This is a genomic window from Paenibacillus pectinilyticus, from assembly GCF_001700435.1.
In the GTDB taxonomy this organism is placed as follows: domain Bacteria; phylum Bacillota; class Bacilli; order Paenibacillales; family NBRC-103111; genus Paenibacillus_E; species Paenibacillus_E pectinilyticus.
Genome location: NZ_LYPC01000028.1, coordinates 782,608 through 801,185 on the forward strand (window position 1 = coordinate 782,608; position 18,578 = coordinate 801,185).

Consider the following 18,578-nt stretch of genomic DNA (forward strand, 5'->3'; position numbering starts at 1 on the left):
ATATAGTTTCTTCAGAAAATCCTCGGAACCCACATATCTTCAATAATCTTATTTTCAATTTAAATCATCCTTTTTAATTGAACTAAAAAAATCAGTCAATTGATCCGCTTTAAACTTAGGGTTAAAGAAGTCCTGCGGTAACTTATCTAATGTCGCTGGCTTTAGACACTCTCGGAACTCTTCAAAAAACTCGGTATCATTAAAAATAATTAGTTCCTTATCACTCGTTAAATTAAGGACAAAGGGAATTCTGTTTATGTACGGAGCATCATTTTTTGTAATAACAATTTTTCTGAAATAGTGTCGATCATTCTCAATCAATTTTCGATATGATGTATCAATTTGATCTTGTGAGATGATAACTATAAGATAAACATCCCATATTAGCATATGGAGTTCTTTAACCAAACGACTCTGCAATTTAACAGCTAATTCATCAGCAGCTTTTCCCCAATTTTCTCTCAACTCAGCTTCGGTTTCAAACTGGACAAAGCCATAAATCTGTTTAGGCGAAACATATACTGCATTAAGATAATTAAACTTAAGCTGATTTAGTTTTATATACTCATTTTCCTCAAAAAATCTTACAATTTCTTCAATCAAAATTGTTCAACTCCCTAACATGAAACTCTAATTCTTCTAAGTTAGTTACGTGATTATACAAAGTTCTAATACAATCTCCGCATAGCACCTTTGTTCCATCTAAACTTTTGTAGTTGTTTTCTTCTAACCCCTGAAAATATCCTTGTTCGTTAACTTTAGTAAAATCAATCAAGATATTCTCAAAAGAAAACTCATTTTGGCATCTCCTGCATAAATTAGTTTTCTTGTTTTTACTACAATTGTCCAATATTAAAGGAAACGGGAATATTGCTTCACCACGACGAAGTTCTTTTTTCCCTGTTGCTGTTGCTGCCTTTTCTTGAAAAAGATCTAATACAAGTTCAGGCATTCTCGCATGCCTTTTTGTTGAGAAGATAAGATATGCAAATAACTCTTCATTTTCGTCTAGACTCAAATTTGCATTTATATCGTTATGGATAAAACCTAACTCTTTATATCCACATCTCAGGATGGTAATTAACTCCAGTAATTGCTCTACGCCTGAAACGGTACTCAATCCATTAAAAGGATGTCTATAGCGTTGAAAGAATGTCAGAAGTTTCTCTGCATCTGTTCTCATAACACTATCTATAGATTGAACTAAACTCGCTATTAAAATAGGATGTGTTTCTGGTGAAAAGTTTTCAATTAATCCCATGACGATTTCTTTTTCGGAATCATATTGCCTCTCAAAGATGGTCATCCCATCTACACTAAGGGCACTTGAACTTTCTATTTCGCTGTAACTTATATCTCGAATAGAAACGGAAATATTCATTGACCGTAGTATCGGCAGGCAACGTTTAATCGAAGTAGCACCGATGATTCCTCCACCAGATGGTTTATCTTTCATAATACCGACTATCGCACGGTTAACTACTATAGGTGATCCGGATGCTCCATGAGTTATAAATCTAGGATCCGTTATTATAGGAATTTCACAAGCTAAATCTAAATCAAAGTCACATTCATCTCTCTCATCAAACACTTGTAATATGGTTCCTTGAAATGGTTGCCCCCGGTCTTTCTGAGTATCCGGGAATCCAAAGGCTTTCCATTTCTCATTTAATTTAAGACCTTGTATACCTAGTGGTAGTGTAGGAGAATATTCTCCCCCTTCAGGCAACGACAAAATTGAAAAATCCACCCCAACATAAGGTTCATTTGGAAAAATAACCGTTGCCTGTATTTCATTATTATTTTCAAAAATAATAAACACAGGTTTTAACTCGTTCGGATCTAAGTTATCGTCAATAACATGTCTGGCTGTAATTAATGTAGTTTCATTTATTAGAAAGCCCGTCCCATTCTCACTCCCACAACGTACTTTAGCAATAGATTTAAAGTCATTTTGATCCACTGATTCTCCCCCTAGTCATAGGTGCACTATTACACTCTCTTCAGTACTTGGGTAAAATACTTCATAATTAAATTCCTTCTTCGATTCTTCCCTATTCATTGAGATTGCCGAAGGAGTTGGATACGAGAAAAATAAATTTCTTGTAAAAGTAGATTTTCTAGCAACTATTCTGGATAAGGTCTCCATGTCTGGATGCCCGTGACCTGAACCACTAGTAGATATTAAGTAATTTTTAGAATCGATCATATTAAGGAGATCCATATTCGTATTAAATTGACTTCCATGATGAGAAACTTTAATTAAATCAAAATAAGGCGGTACCTCTGTATTAGAAAATAGAGCTTTAAGTTGTCTAATTGTTATTGAGGGTGGACAATCTCCTAAAAAGAGCATTTTTTTATCTTTATGTTCTAAAATAAAAGTAATGGAACTAGCATTAATCTCATCACCATCTTCAAAAAAGGGCGACATTGACAATTTTTTTATAGAACCTGTCGCTGATACATTCGTTCTACCTACACCGACCCCTTTAGGTTCCAGATATTCAGAAACGTATTCCACAGCATCATCAAAACATGGATCAGATGTCAATGGCATCCTGGGAAAAGTTCGACGCAGTTCTTTTCTCCACACTCTTTCCAATTCACTAAGTTCAATATCAGTAGGGGAAAGTACAGTGATTTTAACAGATCCGTTACCGAGAAATACCGGAATTTCATTGAATAAAACGGCATTACCACCATAAGATCCATTCCAGTTATACCCATTCAAATATAGATAACCTGCAAGCCTAGAACCGTGTTTTCCACTTATCGGAGTTCTACTATTAAAGTCTTTTTCAACGTAAACAACTTTTTTCTCAATGATTTCTTTCTCCGTCTTATTCAATTGATGCTCATGCTGACTAATAGATAAGTGTCGATAACTATTGTGCCAAATTTCCTTCACTTCAATTAAATTAGGAGCTTCACAAGTTCCGTTTTCTTCTAAAAAGGAAATTGCACCGGCAATATGATCCTGATCGATATGTGTAACAACCATTAAATCTAGAGATTCACCCATTGCATTCTTATTTAAAAGAACAGTTTTCACATAAGTTTTATACGTATGGAGATAAGCCAAATCTATAAGAATATTTACATTTGACTCCCCAAAGCAACTAACCAAAAATGTATCACCATTTTTAGCTGGGAACATTTCAATTCTCGAAGTGTACATTGAGCTCACCCTTAAGCTTAGTAAATTAAAAAAACCCAGTTCCAACCATAGGAAATATTATACAATTGATAATATAAATAAGCTAGATTAATAGGTAATTGTCCTATTCCAAATGGGTAAGCGTTAGTGTACTAACTTAAATCCGATGAAGATTTTACTACAGCTATTCAGAATGTTTTTCCGGGTTCATTCTTATCGTTAGATTTTATCTCGAGTGGCCCTATTAACGGATTCATCAAAGAGGCAGTTAATATTAACGATAATATACTCCTTCGTTTAGAAGTTAGGTTTTTCATTGAAGAGGCCAATGTTATCCTTTATTAAAAGGATAGCATTGGCCTCTTCAAGTGAATATTTTAATAGACATTGTTAAGAATTTTCGTTTCTACTTTTGTAAAAACAATGATAACCCACCTATTAAATCAAAACCGAGGATGAGTTATTATGCAAAACTCCGGTGCGTCACTGGAAAGCAGCAATCACTATAAGCATAGATAGAATATATACCACTAAAACACTCATTCAACGGGAGAGTGTTTTAGTGGTTTATCTATATTATTCCATGTGGTTAGCTGTAATTGCAGAATATGAAGATGAAGCATAATCAACTACATTAACATAAAAGCTTAAGAAGACACGTGAATTCACTTTTGTGTATCTTCTCAATGTGTCTAAGAAGCTGATATTTCAACCCTTGAGTCATGACTACTACGAATGTAATATTTGGAGTACTAGACTTGAAATTTATACAGTTATTGAACCCGCTCTAATACAGTTCCATCCGTAAAAAGATACTGGATGCCTTCAGCCTTTTTCCAAAACGAAGGTTTAATTGCTGCCACAATTGCTGCACGATCAACTATCCCGGGGAAAATAACAAATTCGGCTGTACTTCCTAAAATTAAGAAACTCCAACCGCTTTGAACCCCATTATAATATTCGGGATCTTCCTTCTTAATTTCTTCAAGTAATAATATTTCATCCTCATTCATTTGCCGCGGGGAAATAAATCCAAACAGTACAAAATCCTGTTTTTGTTTTCGTACTAACTGACCGTGCTGGTTCAGTTCAAACAGCCAAAACTTGTTTGCTGATTTGTCAAAATTGTTCACACGATTCTGCTTACGCCCCATAATGTCTCTTTCTGATGAAAACATACCCAGCCTTGGATGAACTTGAGCTGGATCAATTCCTGCAAGGCCCGTAATTGAATTCGATGATTCAGCTACAGACTTCGACCTTGCGGTGATATCTTTGATTTCATAATCATGCATTAATCTATTATATAAAGAAGCAGGAATAATCGGCCACAATCTAGTTACTAAGTCATACTGCGAATATATACCGCCCCAATTGTCAGCCTTGATGACTAGTGGGAGGGTTTGTTCCGGTCCATATTGTCGTGTTGAATTTATAATGTTATAAAATGATGATGAAGTGATGTGAACATTATCATCTTCAATCTCTACAAAATCAGCCTCCGCTACTTTGCCTAAAAAAACAAGCTGACCAGTGGGTTCTAATAATCTTCCATCGAATTGTTTTAATAGCAAATGTTGAGAACTGACAACATCGGTAACAGAAACTTTCTTCTTCTCACTGAACGATGACAAATCATCAAGTATCATGTCTACCTCTGGAATAATCGCGAGTTGGCCCACCAACCAATTATCCAACTTATAAAATTTGTGAAATATGTAATTCCACATTAATTTCATTTCAGTGGAGTCTGGCTTTAACTTGTGCTTTGCGATATGTCTACTAATTTCAAAAACTATTTTACCAGCAACCTCGTTTGGCAATTTACTAATTGACTCTTCTATTACTTTGGGAACACTTGTAATGGAGTTCCTGTCAACGGATAATTGTGGTCGTTCCATACCAACGAAATTCAAAGTTCCTATTTGAGTTAATTCATGAGTTCGAAGACTTGATCCATCAACTACAATCCCATCAACGAAAACTGCATGAGACTTTTTTAACACAGGTTCAAAGGTAAGCACTCGATAGTTTACTTCTGGTATTCCCGGTAATGGCAAGCTCAGTAAAAATCGATATTCAACATCATCGAGGTAAACATTGTACTCCTGTATGTCGATAAAGTCTTTAACCTTTAGATAATCATCCAATACCTTGTACCCATCCGAGAGATATCTGTGACTCTCATATACGAGTTCAACATCCTTAGAAGGATACATACTCAGATTAATTGGGGTTCCCCATGGAATGATTTTTTCAATTGTCCCCCCATTGATTGCTATTGATACATCAACATTCTCATGTGGGATTGCAACAGAGTTGTTTACTAAGTTGTATATATGAGCATTCCACTTTTCATAAAGGACTGGCCTATGTCGCATAAAATCCTGTGATTCACCTCCGTGAATCATTAGCGGAAGGCTATCAATTTTATGATCGTAAACAGCCACATCACCAGACAAATAGACTTTTATCAATGTCCCATGATGGCCTATTTTCTCCAAATCAAGTACATCAGGTGTCATGTAATAAAACTTTTCGTGAGGTCCATCAATTGAAAAGCGAATTGGATGATCTGAAGTTCCATCGACAGCGAGAGATTTAGTAGTGACTTCCAATTTGTCTCCGATCATGAAACATGACAATATTCCAATACCGAATTGAGAAGTCGGTTTAAAATTGCTACGAAGTTCGGCATTTTGTTTTTGAAACTCCTTAGATTTATAAAATGATTTACCGATCTTTAAGAAATAATTCGTTATTTTGTGCTTGTCCATACCAACACCGTTATCTAAGCAGTAAATGTAAGTTCGTTGTCGCCCATCTTCCATCGATATTCCAAGTCCAAATTCGATTTTTCCGCGTACACTTCCTGACTGATTACTAAATATCGCTATCATGCAGCGGCAAGCATCGAGTGCGTTTTGGTAGAGTTCACGTAAACATAGGAATTTATCCTTATAAAGCCCCACACCCATCAATAATTCGAGAATCTTGTTTTGTTCAAGAGTAAATTTCATATTTGGCACAGGAGTAAATTTACTATCATCATATTGAACCTGTGACCTGTCGACTATATTCGCGATGTTTAATATGTATTTGTGAGCAAGGTGTCTAGTTTGTACTGAATACTCCAAGTCATGAATGAATCGAAAGTAATTTTCAATTTCTTCGTCTACCCAGTCTAGATATTCATGAATGAAGTAATAGAGGCTGGGTTCATCGCAATAAGCCATATATTTTATTTTTATACGCTCATTTGAATCAAATTCATCCAAACTATAATTAATCCCCTGAAATTTCGCCTTCCAATGTAAGAGACTTTCCTTCGAGCTAATCATTTTCTCAATAAATAATGATTGTGGTGCTCTATCGTGACTAAAATGTAAGATGTCCGCAAGGCGAAGTATTACGGCAATGAACTGTAAATTCGCAGATTCTGTTCCATGGTAAGCAGTGTGCTCCTCCAGATCTTTAACATAATCCATCGGTTCTCCATGCGAGCGACATATTTTTGCTAAATCTTTTGCCAGTTTATCTCCCCAGACCCCACCAAGCCGAGCTCTAAATAGTGAAGCCAGATTACGGATATATTTCTCAACTCTCAGTGGATGCGTTTGCCGAATAAATTCATAACGTATTAAGTCGCTTAACTCAAGATATTCATTGAGACTTGTACCATTAGCTTTTTTCTTTAGTTCATCCGTGTAGCCATTTCGAAACTGTTGATAGTCGATGAGTCTTTGAGCCAAATCACGTTGCATTTCAGACTCTGATTGAATGGAGAATATGAAATCTTTTACCTTTTCGAAGTCCACGTATAGCTGAGATTTAATGCTCTCTACGAGCTCAATAGCATATGACAATTTGTATGGAGGATTTCCATCATTAGCAAACGACTTTCCCAAGTCATTATGAACGAAATCGCCCATCCCCTCAGTCATTTTTAGGAGATTGAGTTCCCAAGTAGGTAAAGCCATGGCACAGTCATGCAAATATCCAGACATCTGAAGAAGGAATAACTCGTAACTAGTTAACTCACCCACTTTGTCTCTCAGGAGAGCTTCCATGTTACGAACAACGATATTACTATGAGAAGCATCATGTAAGTCAAATTCAGGCAATTGCTGTATGACAAGTTTTAAATGCTGTGTTGCATGTTCACATATTTCTTTTAACAGAAGCAAGAGTTTAGTTGCCATATTACCATCATCTGATCTACTATTTAATACCTCTTCAATTGTCATTTAATCATCTCCAGTTGGGTAGTAAGATTTCTGAATTATATTCTCAAAATTACCTTAAAATTCTACTTATCAACCATCCATTAAGATTTCACCTAGTTACACTTGTCCACCAGGAATACCAACCACCATGTTGTGTCTTTACTAAAAATACATGTCCTTGTTCATTTTCTACGATACCGCCTACAGTTGCTCCGCGTATAAATATTGGATAATAATTCCATGTTATATTGTATCATTAAAACCTATTTAATGTGAACTCATCTGCTCGTTAATTCCATTCTGAGTCTAACAATTTATTTTGTTTTTAACAGCTTTGAGTGGAGGTCTTGTAACGTTTATTTCAGCGGAGTCCTAAACGTGGTCAAAATAGCTGAAAGCAGTTCTGCATTGAACATATATGAGGGACATTCTTGTTGCCCTCACGTTTTATAGGCATTTTCTTGTCGCTTGCACGTTTTATAGGGATTTTCTTGTCGCAAAAAAAACGACAAGAAAATCTCTACAAACACAAAAAACCTTGATTTAACAAGATTTTATTATAGGCACTTTCATGTCGTTGTACTACGACGACGGACGGACGACGACACAACCATCCATCAGTCTAACGACAAGAATCTATACCCATTAGCGACAAGATTATCCCCCAAATCATTAGTGCGATGATTCTACCTAATTCTGTGTTTGGAAAATAAATAAGTAAAAAGAAAATTAGAATTAAGCTTGGTATAAGAGCGACTAATACTTTAAAAATATATATACTATTTTCATCCTTATTTTCCTCTCACTTCAATAAAATAAGCAGGCCTCGGCACCTGCCTATTAATGTTATTATTCAACAAACGTTCTTTCGTTAGTTCAATAGAAGGTAGCCTTTGTAGTTAATTATCACTTAGAAGATTACCGTCCTCATCATAATATTTATATTTTAATTCAAGGGTATCATCTTTAGGTAAATCAATCCAAGTAACAAGCTTTTGATTTACACTAAACTCTTGTACAATTACTTGTTTATTTACCTCTAATTCCATTTTTGCAATATTATTTTCCTGATTAGTCACAATCATATGTTTTGATATTAACGAAAATAACCCAGAGGGTGGGCACTTTTTTCAAAGTGTCCACCCTCTGGGTTACAATTCACTCTCTCGGTTCCTATCTATAATTTTTCGGACTCACTCCGACATACTTCTTAAATATTCTTGAGAAATACGTACGTTCCATATAGCCCAGCTTTAAAGCAATCATTTCAATATTCTGCTGTTTCTCTTTTAACATCGTACAAGCAATCTTCATTTTCAGTTGATGATAGTAATCGACAAAATTAACACCTGTTTCTTGTTTGAAATATCGAGAGAAATAGCTTGGATTCAGGAATAAATATTCGGCAATATCCACCATCGAGATATTTTCAGACAAGTGATCCGTAATGTAACGGTCGATCTGTTGCAGCTTGGGCTTTTTATCGATCGCTGTACTTATATTTGCCTTAAGCAGCTCATCCAATTTTCTATTCAGTAGATCTAAACTCTCTCCCAGTCGCTTACATCTGAGTAAACAACTATGAAAAGTTTCCTGACTATGCTGCTTGGTTTCTAATTCTATTAGGCGAATCCAGTGAGAGCATGTTGCAAGAAACTGCATAGGTTCTATTCGTTTTTTACGAACGAAGACTTCTAAATCGTCTAATGATTGGGTGATCTCACTTGTACTGGAATCTCGAAAGGCTTCAATAATTGCATTCCATTGTTCTTCCAAGGAATCATTTACGTTCCATAATGAAGCTTCTAGCTGTTTAATCGGTCCAAAAGAGTCATCTTCATAAAAAGAAGATTTTTGCCATTGCTTCATGATCTTATAATTTTCTTTTATCCCCTCCACTCCTTTAAACGGAGCACCAAAATGAAGGAACATGTCCATTTTCAAATATTGTCTAATCATCTCCCTTAATTTCATTAGATAGTCCTGAAAAAGGGTCATCGTATTTAAACTAAGGTTTGGCTGAAAATTATATATACAAATTATTTGCCCGCCTTGGTCGGTAAATAACGTGACTTGTTGCCGAGATTGCAAAGATAATTCATCAGATATGTTTCCGGCGGCATAAAGAAGCAGATTTACATCTTCAGATTTATAATGATTATGTACTGAAGCTTCGTGAAAAGAGCCAATAGCCATGACAAAATGTGAATGGATCCAATCTATACCTAGCCGCTTCCCATAGCTCATCATCTCCTCTGCAGATGATGTTTTTAGAAGTTGTTGAAAAAACTGCTGCTTAAGCAAATCTTTATTTTTAATTAAATCTTGTTTATAAGCAATTTCCTCCACATGAAGTTTGGCATCGGTAGACCCGTGGATAGCCTTACGAAGACTTGCCTCCAACTGATCAGTAGTTAATTCATCCTTGATCAAATAATCAACTACATCTAATTGTAGGGCCTTTCTCGCAAAATGAAATTCTTCATGACAGGTCAAAAAAATAACTTGAAGCTCAGGTTTAAGCGCTTTCAGCTCTGATACTAGCTCCAATCCGTCCATTTGCGGCATCCCGATATCCGTTATGACCACATCTGGGTCTGTTTCGCGGAAGTTTTGTAACGCTCTCTTCCCTGAGTGAGCCGTTGCAACGATACTTAACCCCAACGTTTGCCACGATATTAACTTGGTCAAATACTTGATCATCGGCACATCATCGTCTACCAGCATTACTTTCAACATGTTGATCCACCCTCATCTACTTTCTGATGAAAACCAAGCACAATTGTTAACCCTCCAACTTCATTTCCTACACATTCTATTGAAGAGTTACTGCCGAACGTCATTTTCAATCGTTGGAGAACATTCCATAACCCTACTCGCTTATACGATTGCCATTCTTCCCCCTCAGAGATTTGCAAGTCGGAATTGAGCTTCTTTATCTTATCTTCGCTCATGCCTATGCCATTATCGGCGATCCGAATTTCTATCCAGCCCTCTTCCATCTCTGCTTGTAAACTTATTCTTGGCTGCACTATATCCTCATTAAAGCCATGGACAAAGGCATTCTCAACGATGGGTTGAAGTAGTAATTTAGGAAATGACATTTCAGCAAGAAGCGGAGAGAGTTGTATATCTATTTCTACTTCCATATCACTACGCATTTGCATAATGTCCACGTAGCTAATTAACAATTTACATTCATTTCGAAGGTTCGTAGGTTCATTGAACTTCATATAGGCCCTTAACAAGCTCATCAAAGAGTCTATTTTTTGGCTATGAATCATCTCATTATCAATGGCTAAGTTACATTTGATTGAATTCAGTGTATTCAGTAGAAAATGCGGTCTGATTTGGGAATAAAGTGCCTGAAATTCCAATTCCCGCTTCTGTTCTTGCTCTTGCTCAATGTTCTGAATTAGCTGATTTATTTGATTTAGCATAATATTCAAAGTTCTTCCTAATTCTGTAATCTCATCCTTCCCGCTTTCTTCAAAGCGAATACTTCGGTTGCCATTTCCGAATTGCTTAACTCCGGATTGTAATCGACGGATGGGGCGATGAAGTCGTTTAGCGACAATGATAGAGATTAATAAGAAAACAAGAAAAAACGGAATAACGATTAGAAGTGTTAGAAAAAAGGACTTCTTTATTTCACTCGTGACTAATGCTTTTGGCGTTTCACTTATGAGCTTCCATCCAGAATATTGAATAGTGCTTTCATTTCGTATATTTCCACGATTGTTAGCGGAGGTCGAATAAGAAACATCAGGATTTCCTGCAATAAAAAGTCCTTTCGCATCAAAAACAGCCAGTTTAGAGGAGCCTAACTGAGAAAAGGATTTCGTAAAATAACGGTCTGGAATGGAGATAAACAATGTTCCTATTTGTTGATCATCGCTAGAAGATTTAAGAACCCTAGCTAATAGATAAGAATTACTACTTGTTTTGGCGTTTATTAGCGTTTGTGCTGTTCCAAGCCATTGCAAAATATTGGGTTTGGACATATCTACGCGTGATTTAACATCTTCGTATTGCTGTTTAATTACTTCTGGTTCAAAATTAGGATTATCAATATACGATTGAACGATAAATCCCTCTTCATTGGTCCAGAACATCAGAATATCTGGATTCATTGTTTTTACATCAACCTGATTGAAAAATCCTTTAATTTTTATATAGGTCTCAAGGTCATCAGAACTTTCAATTCGTGCCATTTTCATAAAACTGAGTAGTTGTTTTCTAATATTCTCATCTTGAATAAAAAAATTAGATGCGTAGGTCATATCGTCGATCATCTTGGAGATATTATTCGCGATGACAGTAATTAACGTTTGATTACTTAGAAAATTTTTTTCCATCGCACTCTTCTGAGTGATCGAATAATTAAGAAAGGAGGCAACAACAGTGGGCAGCAAAATTAAGAAGAGAAATGAGAGCTGAATTCGTCGATAAAAAGTAAAGCTAGATAGTAGGTTTATTCTTCTCATGTTAACTCCTCTTCATATTCCTTCAAGATGCAAGAAGGTTGCATATCCTCATCATAGCATAACTCCCATTGATGCTTTAACTGAAAATATAGAGGGCGTTAAGAACGCCCTCTATACGGTGTCCCTAAGGACAATATTATTTCGTATTCTGTTTGGCGATTTTGTCCGCTTCATCCATCATCCACTTCTGAGCTTCTTCCGCTGAAGTGTTATCAAGAATGAATTTGCTAAAGCCTTTTTCCAATACAGCTTTCAATTGGTTACCATATGGAGCGGAAATAGCAGGGTCAAAATTTGTTTTCACTCTTTTATCAAAAATCGTTGATGTTAACGACGGCACATCAATAAGATCCGCTGCTTTACCATACAAACGATCTACAATTAATTTCGGGTCAGCTTTCTTATAACCTGAGAAATCGAGACGTGCCTCTTGCTCTGTCGTCAAATAACGAATGAAGTCATAAGCTTCTTGTTTGTGCTTGGAGTTAGACGCAATAGACATATAGGATCCGGCAATATTTGTAACTCCTTGTTCTCCGCTTTTAGAAGAGCGTGGCAGCGGAGCAATTACTGATTTAAACGTATGTGGATACTTTTCTTTATTCATCACATTGTCTAACATGAAAGGCGCAGTGGCAAGCATAGCTGCCTTTCCGTTCAAATATTCAGTAACGTAGCTCAACTTAGCACCAACTACGTCGGCCAATGCTTTAACAGACTTGTCATCCTTCTCCATAGCACGACGCAAGTTAAAGAAATAAGTAAATGAAGGATCATTGAAAGCAGGTTTTAAATCACTTGTTAGGTATGGGCTCTTGAGTTCTGAATAAGCAATTAGGTTTGTATATTCTCCCCATGAGTGGAAGTAAGCTCCGTATCTTTTATCGTTACCTTCACCTTTCGAAAGCTTCTTCGCATAGTCACGGAAATCATCCCATGTCCAATCGAAGGATGGAAGCGGCAGGTTTGCTTCCTTCAAAGCATCTTGGTTAATGAGAACAAAATACGGGCTTGAAGACATCATTGTTGCGTAATATTTCCCATTAACCTTAGGATTGATGAAATAATCCTCTTCTGGCTTTACGTTGCTTTTCGCATAAAATTCATCTAGCGGAGCAAGGACCCCCGTTGCAGCTCTCGCTAACGTTTCATCGATATTACTATATTGCAGAACGTCAACTTCTTCACCAGATGACATCAGTACATCCATTTTCTTCATACTATCAACAGAATTACCTGGAACTAATGCAACGTTTTGTACCGTGACGTTCGGGTACTTCGCATGAAAGCCATCAATTATTTTTTGAGTTTTTGCTTGATTCGATTCATTATCCCATGTGTAATATTTTAAGGTTACTGGTTTTGCATTAGCTTGTGTTGCAGCCGGAGCTGTACTAGTTGCTGGAGTCGCTGACCCTGTCGCACCCTTCTCAGTGGTGGAACCGCAAGCGCTTAACACGGACATTGTTACTAAGGCACTGCTCAAAATTAATGCATTTCGTTTTTTCATGTGACATCCCCCAATAAATAGCATATTTTGTTGATAGCTGAATTGTACATGCATTTTTTTAGATAGACTGTATAAAATTTGAGTTATTTGTGTGATTTTTTTACCCTTTACCCTTTTACTCCACCAATTGAAATTCCTTTGATTACTTGCTTCTGTAAAATAATAAAAACAATTAATAAAGGCAGAATCGCAGCAACAGAGGCCATCATCAATACTGCATAATTGTCTGCATACTCACTTTTAAACAATTGCAATCCAAGCGGAATTGGGTACAATTTTTTCGTAATAAGGAAAATCAGCGGATTCTGGTAATCGTTCCATACCCAAATAAATTTAATAATAGCAACCGTCGCAAGAATCGGTTTGGATAAAGGTAATATAATTTGTAGATACATTCTAACATAACCTGCTCCGTCCATTTTAGCCGCTTCCAGAAATTCGCTATGGATGGAGGCCATGAACTGTTTCAGTAGGAACGTAAAGTAGATGGTCGAGAACATACCCATTAGCATCAAACCAGCATGTGTATTGTATAGGTGTAACCATTTAAGTAAAAGGTAGCGAGGCACTAAAGTAGATTCTGCCGGAATGATCATTAACGAAAGTAAGATAGCAAATGCCAGGTTGCGACCGCGAAATTGCAATTTCGTAAAAGCAAATGCTGCCATGGAACAGAATAGGATAGTCGCTAGCGTAATCGTAATAGAAAGCTTCAATGAATTATAATAAAATAACGTGAAGGGGACGCTGCCTAACCAAACCTCATGAAAATTGTTAATTAGGTTCCATTTGACTGGAATCCATTGAATCGGGAAAACCATGACATCCTTTTCGTACTTACCAGCAGCCGAAAGCATCCAAATCAATGGTAGAAGGAAAACTAGCGAAAATAATCCCATCAACAGCGTCGTTATCCATTTAGAGACATCTAATTTTTTCAATATCAAACAAGTCCTCTCCTTTCTGCTATTCCTCTGTAGGTTGCATCTGCACCCTGTAAGAAATCAAAGTGACAATCCCAATAATAACGAATAAGGCCCATGAAATCGCAGAAGCGTAGCCCATCCTGAAGTTTTGAAATCCCTCTTCATAAATCCGATAGACAAGTACGGTTGATGAATCGTTCGGTCCACCACCGGTAAGGAAAGAGATTAAATCAAACACCTTGAAGGAGGACATCAGCGTCGTAATAAACAAGAAGGACGTTGTCGGTCCTAGAAGTGGTAATGTAATACGGAAGAATTGCTGAACAGACGAGGCCCCATCCATATCTGCAGCTTCATAAAGCTCCTCCGGGATATTCGTCAATCCCGCGATGAAAATAATGATTTGATAGCCAAGTGCAGCCCAAATGGCGATAATCATAATAGATACTAGAGAAAAATGCGTATCTGCCAGCCACTTTGGCGGATTTGTGATCCCAATGCGAATCAAAAATTGATTGATAGGACCTAATGATGGATGATACAAAGCACTCCAGATGGCCCCTAAGGCTGTTATTGATGAAATATAAGGTATAAAAAAGGCGATTTTAAAGTAACTTTGCCCAAAAACCCTTGAGTGGATAAGAACGGACAAAATTAAAGCAAGGCATAGTCCAATAGGCACAGTTACTGCCGTATACATTAAGTTGTTTTTTAAGGCCATATAAAACTTATCATCCTCAAATAACATCTTAAAATTATCCAAACCCACAAATTTTATACTCGAAAGCCCCCCGACTAAATTCCATTCGCAGAAGCTTAAAAATAAGGAGAATAAGACCGGGAATACACCGAGCACCAGAATACAAATAAATACAGGTGAAAGAAACAGCCATCCTGCGATCCCCTCTTTTTTGGTTTGGGTCCAAAAAACTCTCGGCTTTGCCTTGGATGAGGCTACTGTAATTCTTTCTGTGTTATTGATCAACATGTTGTACACCTCACTTGGCTTAGAATATTGTATAGGTATACTATAAGACTTTTTCAATCTTACTCATGAATCTCATTTTTTACTGATTTGTGTACTATTTTTACTTTTGCTACGGTAATGGATGGTTATTCTCGCTAAACAGATATACGCTTCCTCCTTTAGGCAGATCTAGTTCAATTCGTGTATTTCCATCCTGGCTTTGCAGTATTGTATAGCTGACACTATTTAGAGAATCCCCTTCCACACATAGGGAAAGCGGTAAGTCGCATTGCACACGGCAGGGTTCGCCAGCAAGACTTTCCACGCGAATCCACTGTGTAATTCCGCCTTTGCGAACCGCGCTAACGAGGAATGCCCCTTCAGTTCGTAAATTTTGAATGACAACATCTCCCCACTCTTCTGGTAGAGCAGGAAATACACGGATACAATTTCCCCAGCTTTGCAGCAGCATTTGGTGAATGGAAGTCGCTGCCGAAAGCGGGGTCTCTATACAAGGCCCTGTCTCACGGTACATGGTGTTCGGCTGCACATGCTCGCGTATAAATTGCTTCAAATATTGTAGTGCTTCATTCCCTCGCCCCATAGAAGCATACATTGCAGACGCGATCGTAAAGGAATAGCCTCTAAGCGCACCTTCGAAATGAATCCAGTGATTCAAAGACCTTTCTATGAGTTCCCGTGATTCTTTTTGTTCCCAATTCACTTCATACAAAGGATAAAAGGCCATTAGATGAGAGGCATGTCGATGTGATGTAAGCAGTGGAACATCTTTACCAATCATATATCCGGTTTGATCGACAGGATAATCAGCGAGATTGTTTAATACTTCGTTCCAACGAGGTAGAAGTTCATCATTTAATCCCAAACGATGACAAGCTGTGATCAATGTCTTACACCCCCATCGCAGTAGAGATAAATCATAATGTGTATCCTCAGCCAGAAGATGATATTCCGGAGACACTGAAAGGGGCAGATGATATCTGCCATCCTTGCCAAGCTTTAAAAGATGCAAGTAGTACCCCACTGCACGACGGAGCAAAGCATATAAACGATTACGAAGCATTTCCTCATCCATGGAATATCGATACTGCAGCCAATAATTATGACAAGCCCACAGAAGGTTGCCTCGCTCGTCACTCACGGGACTAACGCAGTCGTAACTGCTAACCCTCCCGATTGCTGCTGAATCATGTTGATATGTTTTCGGTACATTACGGATCAAGTTCTCCAGTTGTTCGTCGAGTGTTCGACAAAGCGATTCTCCCAGCTCCATTCGATTCGCGGTGTAGATCGGCGAGTAGGTGAGCTGAACATTTAGATTCCACCAAATGGCTGGCCACGGAGTTAGGTCCATCCACGGCCCCATTAGATCAAGCATGGGTCTATCAGCGCGTGTTCCCGAAGCAAGCTTGTACATCTGAATCCAGTAAAATTTGGTGAGTTCTGTATCAGGCAAGGAGATAAAGCTTGCTGGATAATAGGTATGCCACCACACACGGTGCGTTTCCCGCAAATGGGCAATGCCTAGAGCAGCCGCACTACTTACGACTTCTGTGCATTCCTGTTTGCCCGTTTGATGAAGTGAATCTCGCCCTACACTCAAAAACACAGATTTGAAACCGTCCTCATTCACAGAGGTTTCCATCCATGCGGTCGCATATTTACCGCCATCAGCCAGCTCTTGGGCAGTGATCTGTATATCACCGTCCCGCTCCCACCGTACCTCGGGATTCGTCACCCTCTTTGGACATGGGTAGTAGCCTCCTTCCGGCATTGAATGGAAAGTCACTCTCGGGTTTTCGGCTTTGCCCGGAACCCAAGTCCAGGTTGCTTCTTGCTCCCCGTCAGTATTACGACATTCAATGACCGTCACAAGTAGTTCCGAATGCGTAAACGAACACCACTCAATATTCCCAAGCGTAGTCTTCATCGTGCAGGTTACTTCCGCATTCCACAAATCCAAGCGCATCTGACAATCTGTTATTCTTCCCTTCGTTTTCAAAACAAGCTTTCCTATGGGGATACGATAATTGCCTTCTATTGCATCTACATCATTAACTTGCTGTGTAACATCCGTTCGTCCGACATGCCAAACCATCTCATCCTCTAACTCGCTATAAATGATCGCCCCAAGCAGGCCATTGCCAATAAAAGCTCCCTCGTTCCATGAGCCTGGTTTGTGATTCCAATGTAAATCCTGACATTCCAGGAAGGACTTCCAGTCAATTCGATCAGTTGCTGTTTCCACCTTAGTAAACCCCTCTTTTCTAGACGACTCTGAGTCTCTTGACATCAATCTTTCGCGATCTGATCGAAAGCCTCTCGATTGATCTCCACGTTCGCACTCTTCATTTTGACCGCCAATTGCAAGCTATATTGTTCATCCGTGTAGATGGCTTGTACGTTCGACTTCACATTATCCAATTCTTCATATTCGTCCTTGGTTCTCTCCACACATTTGACGATGATCCACTTATCTGCATCTTGAAATACTTGACTTATCTGGCCGATAGCCAAATTCTCTGATACTTCAATTAAAGTAGCATACAACTCCGAATCTTGCTTTCTCCTATTCGCATCAAAAAACTGCTCGATTCCCGATTGTGAAGTATAACGCTTCGCTACTTCTTCGAAAGCTTCGCCTGTCAACAGGGCTGCACGTGCTTGCTCCATTTTGCTTTGGGCTAAGCTATCCTTAGATGAGAGGACTAGCTTCTGAATACGAATAGACGCAGGCTTCTTGAATTTCTGTTCTTTAATAGATTCATACTGTGCTTTTAGTTGATTCGTTGTTTGAGCAAATTCATTCTTACCCAAAGCATCCTTTAACTGAATTACCACATTGGATTGCACATATCTGTAATAATCCCCTTCAGAATATTGAGTCGGCCCATAAATGGGCTGCTTCTTCGCTACAGCCTCTTTCCGTCGAAGATTCTCTTCCTTCCATTGCTGATGAAAATGAGCATAATCGATTCGATCGACAAGTCCTTTTTGTTTCGCCCACATTTGTTCTATTTTATTGCTGACAAGGGTTTGTAAAGCCTTATTTGCCAGTTGGTCTGCTTGCGTCAGACTGCGCATGTGATTCATGACTTGCAGGAGCTCTTGATACGAGATGGGTTCGCCGTTCACCAAGGCAATTGTTGAATTTGAGTTCAAATTATCCTGCCGTACAAATACCCAACCTCCTAAAACTCCTAGTACAATAATTAAGATGATAGCTGCAGTCATAAACCTAAATCTCACACGAACTCCCCCCTAAGTATGGAAAATGGAAG

At 38.1% G+C, this 18,578-nt stretch carries 12 protein-coding genes; all 12 read right to left on the reverse strand.

What is annotated here, in order from left to right; translation table 11 throughout:
* Window positions 1-54: 54 nt before the first annotated feature.
* Window positions 55-603 (reverse strand): ABC-three component system middle component 1, encoded by a 549-nt coding sequence (locus A8709_RS31065; protein WP_065858541.1) that lies wholly within the window; start codon window positions 601-603, stop codon window positions 55-57.
* Complete coding sequence (locus tag A8709_RS31070) at window positions 596-1,963, reverse strand: ABC-three component system protein (protein WP_065858543.1); 1,368 nt, start codon at window positions 1,961-1,963, stop codon at window positions 596-598. The genes A8709_RS31065 and A8709_RS31070 overlap by 8 nt, the downstream gene beginning before the upstream one ends.
* Before the next feature lie 15 nt (window positions 1,964-1,978).
* Window positions 1,979-3,181: a ComEC/Rec2 family competence protein gene (locus A8709_RS31075; protein ID WP_065858545.1), complete on the reverse strand. Its 1,203-nt coding sequence runs from the start codon at window positions 3,179-3,181 to the stop codon at window positions 1,979-1,981.
* A 752-nt stretch (window positions 3,182-3,933) separates the two neighbouring features.
* Complete coding sequence (locus tag A8709_RS31080) at window positions 3,934-7,407, reverse strand: HD domain-containing protein (protein WP_065858547.1); 3,474 nt, start codon at window positions 7,405-7,407, stop codon at window positions 3,934-3,936.
* Window positions 7,408-8,285: 878 nt separating this feature from the next.
* The gene (locus tag A8709_RS34820; protein WP_167357220.1) at window positions 8,286-8,465 is read right to left on the reverse strand and encodes a hypothetical protein; all 180 of its coding nucleotides are present in this window, start codon (window positions 8,463-8,465) and stop codon (window positions 8,286-8,288) included.
* A 94-nt stretch (window positions 8,466-8,559) separates the two neighbouring features.
* On the reverse strand, window positions 8,560-10,125 hold the full coding sequence (locus A8709_RS31085; protein ID WP_065858549.1) for a response regulator transcription factor: 1,566 nt from the start codon (window positions 10,123-10,125) through the stop codon (window positions 8,560-8,562).
* A complete protein-coding gene (locus A8709_RS31090; RefSeq protein WP_065858551.1) occupies window positions 10,119-11,873 on the reverse strand; it encodes a sensor histidine kinase in 1,755 nt (584 codons plus the stop codon). The genes A8709_RS31085 and A8709_RS31090 overlap by 7 nt, the downstream gene beginning before the upstream one ends.
* 136 nt (window positions 11,874-12,009) lie before the next feature.
* On the reverse strand, window positions 12,010-13,383 hold the full coding sequence (locus A8709_RS31095) for an ABC transporter substrate-binding protein (protein ID WP_065858553.1): 1,374 nt from the start codon (window positions 13,381-13,383) through the stop codon (window positions 12,010-12,012).
* Window positions 13,384-13,490: 107 nt separating this feature from the next.
* On the reverse strand, window positions 13,491-14,330 hold the full coding sequence (locus A8709_RS31100; RefSeq protein WP_065858555.1) for a carbohydrate ABC transporter permease: 840 nt from the start codon (window positions 14,328-14,330) through the stop codon (window positions 13,491-13,493).
* Window positions 14,331-14,349: 19 nt separating this feature from the next.
* Window positions 14,350-15,297, reverse strand: coding sequence for a carbohydrate ABC transporter permease (locus tag A8709_RS31105; protein ID WP_065858557.1), 948 nt, complete (start codon window positions 15,295-15,297; stop codon window positions 14,350-14,352).
* 109 nt (window positions 15,298-15,406) lie between these two features.
* Window positions 15,407-17,545 carry a glycosyl hydrolase family 95 catalytic domain-containing protein gene (locus A8709_RS31110; RefSeq protein WP_065858560.1) on the reverse strand — a complete coding sequence of 713 codons (2,139 nt, stop codon included), beginning with the start codon at window positions 17,543-17,545 and terminating at the stop codon, window positions 15,407-15,409.
* Between the two features lie 44 nt (window positions 17,546-17,589).
* A complete protein-coding gene (locus A8709_RS31115; protein ID WP_141692708.1) occupies window positions 17,590-18,546 on the reverse strand; it encodes a peptidylprolyl isomerase in 957 nt (318 codons plus the stop codon).
* Between the last annotated feature and the right edge of the window lie 32 nt (window positions 18,547-18,578).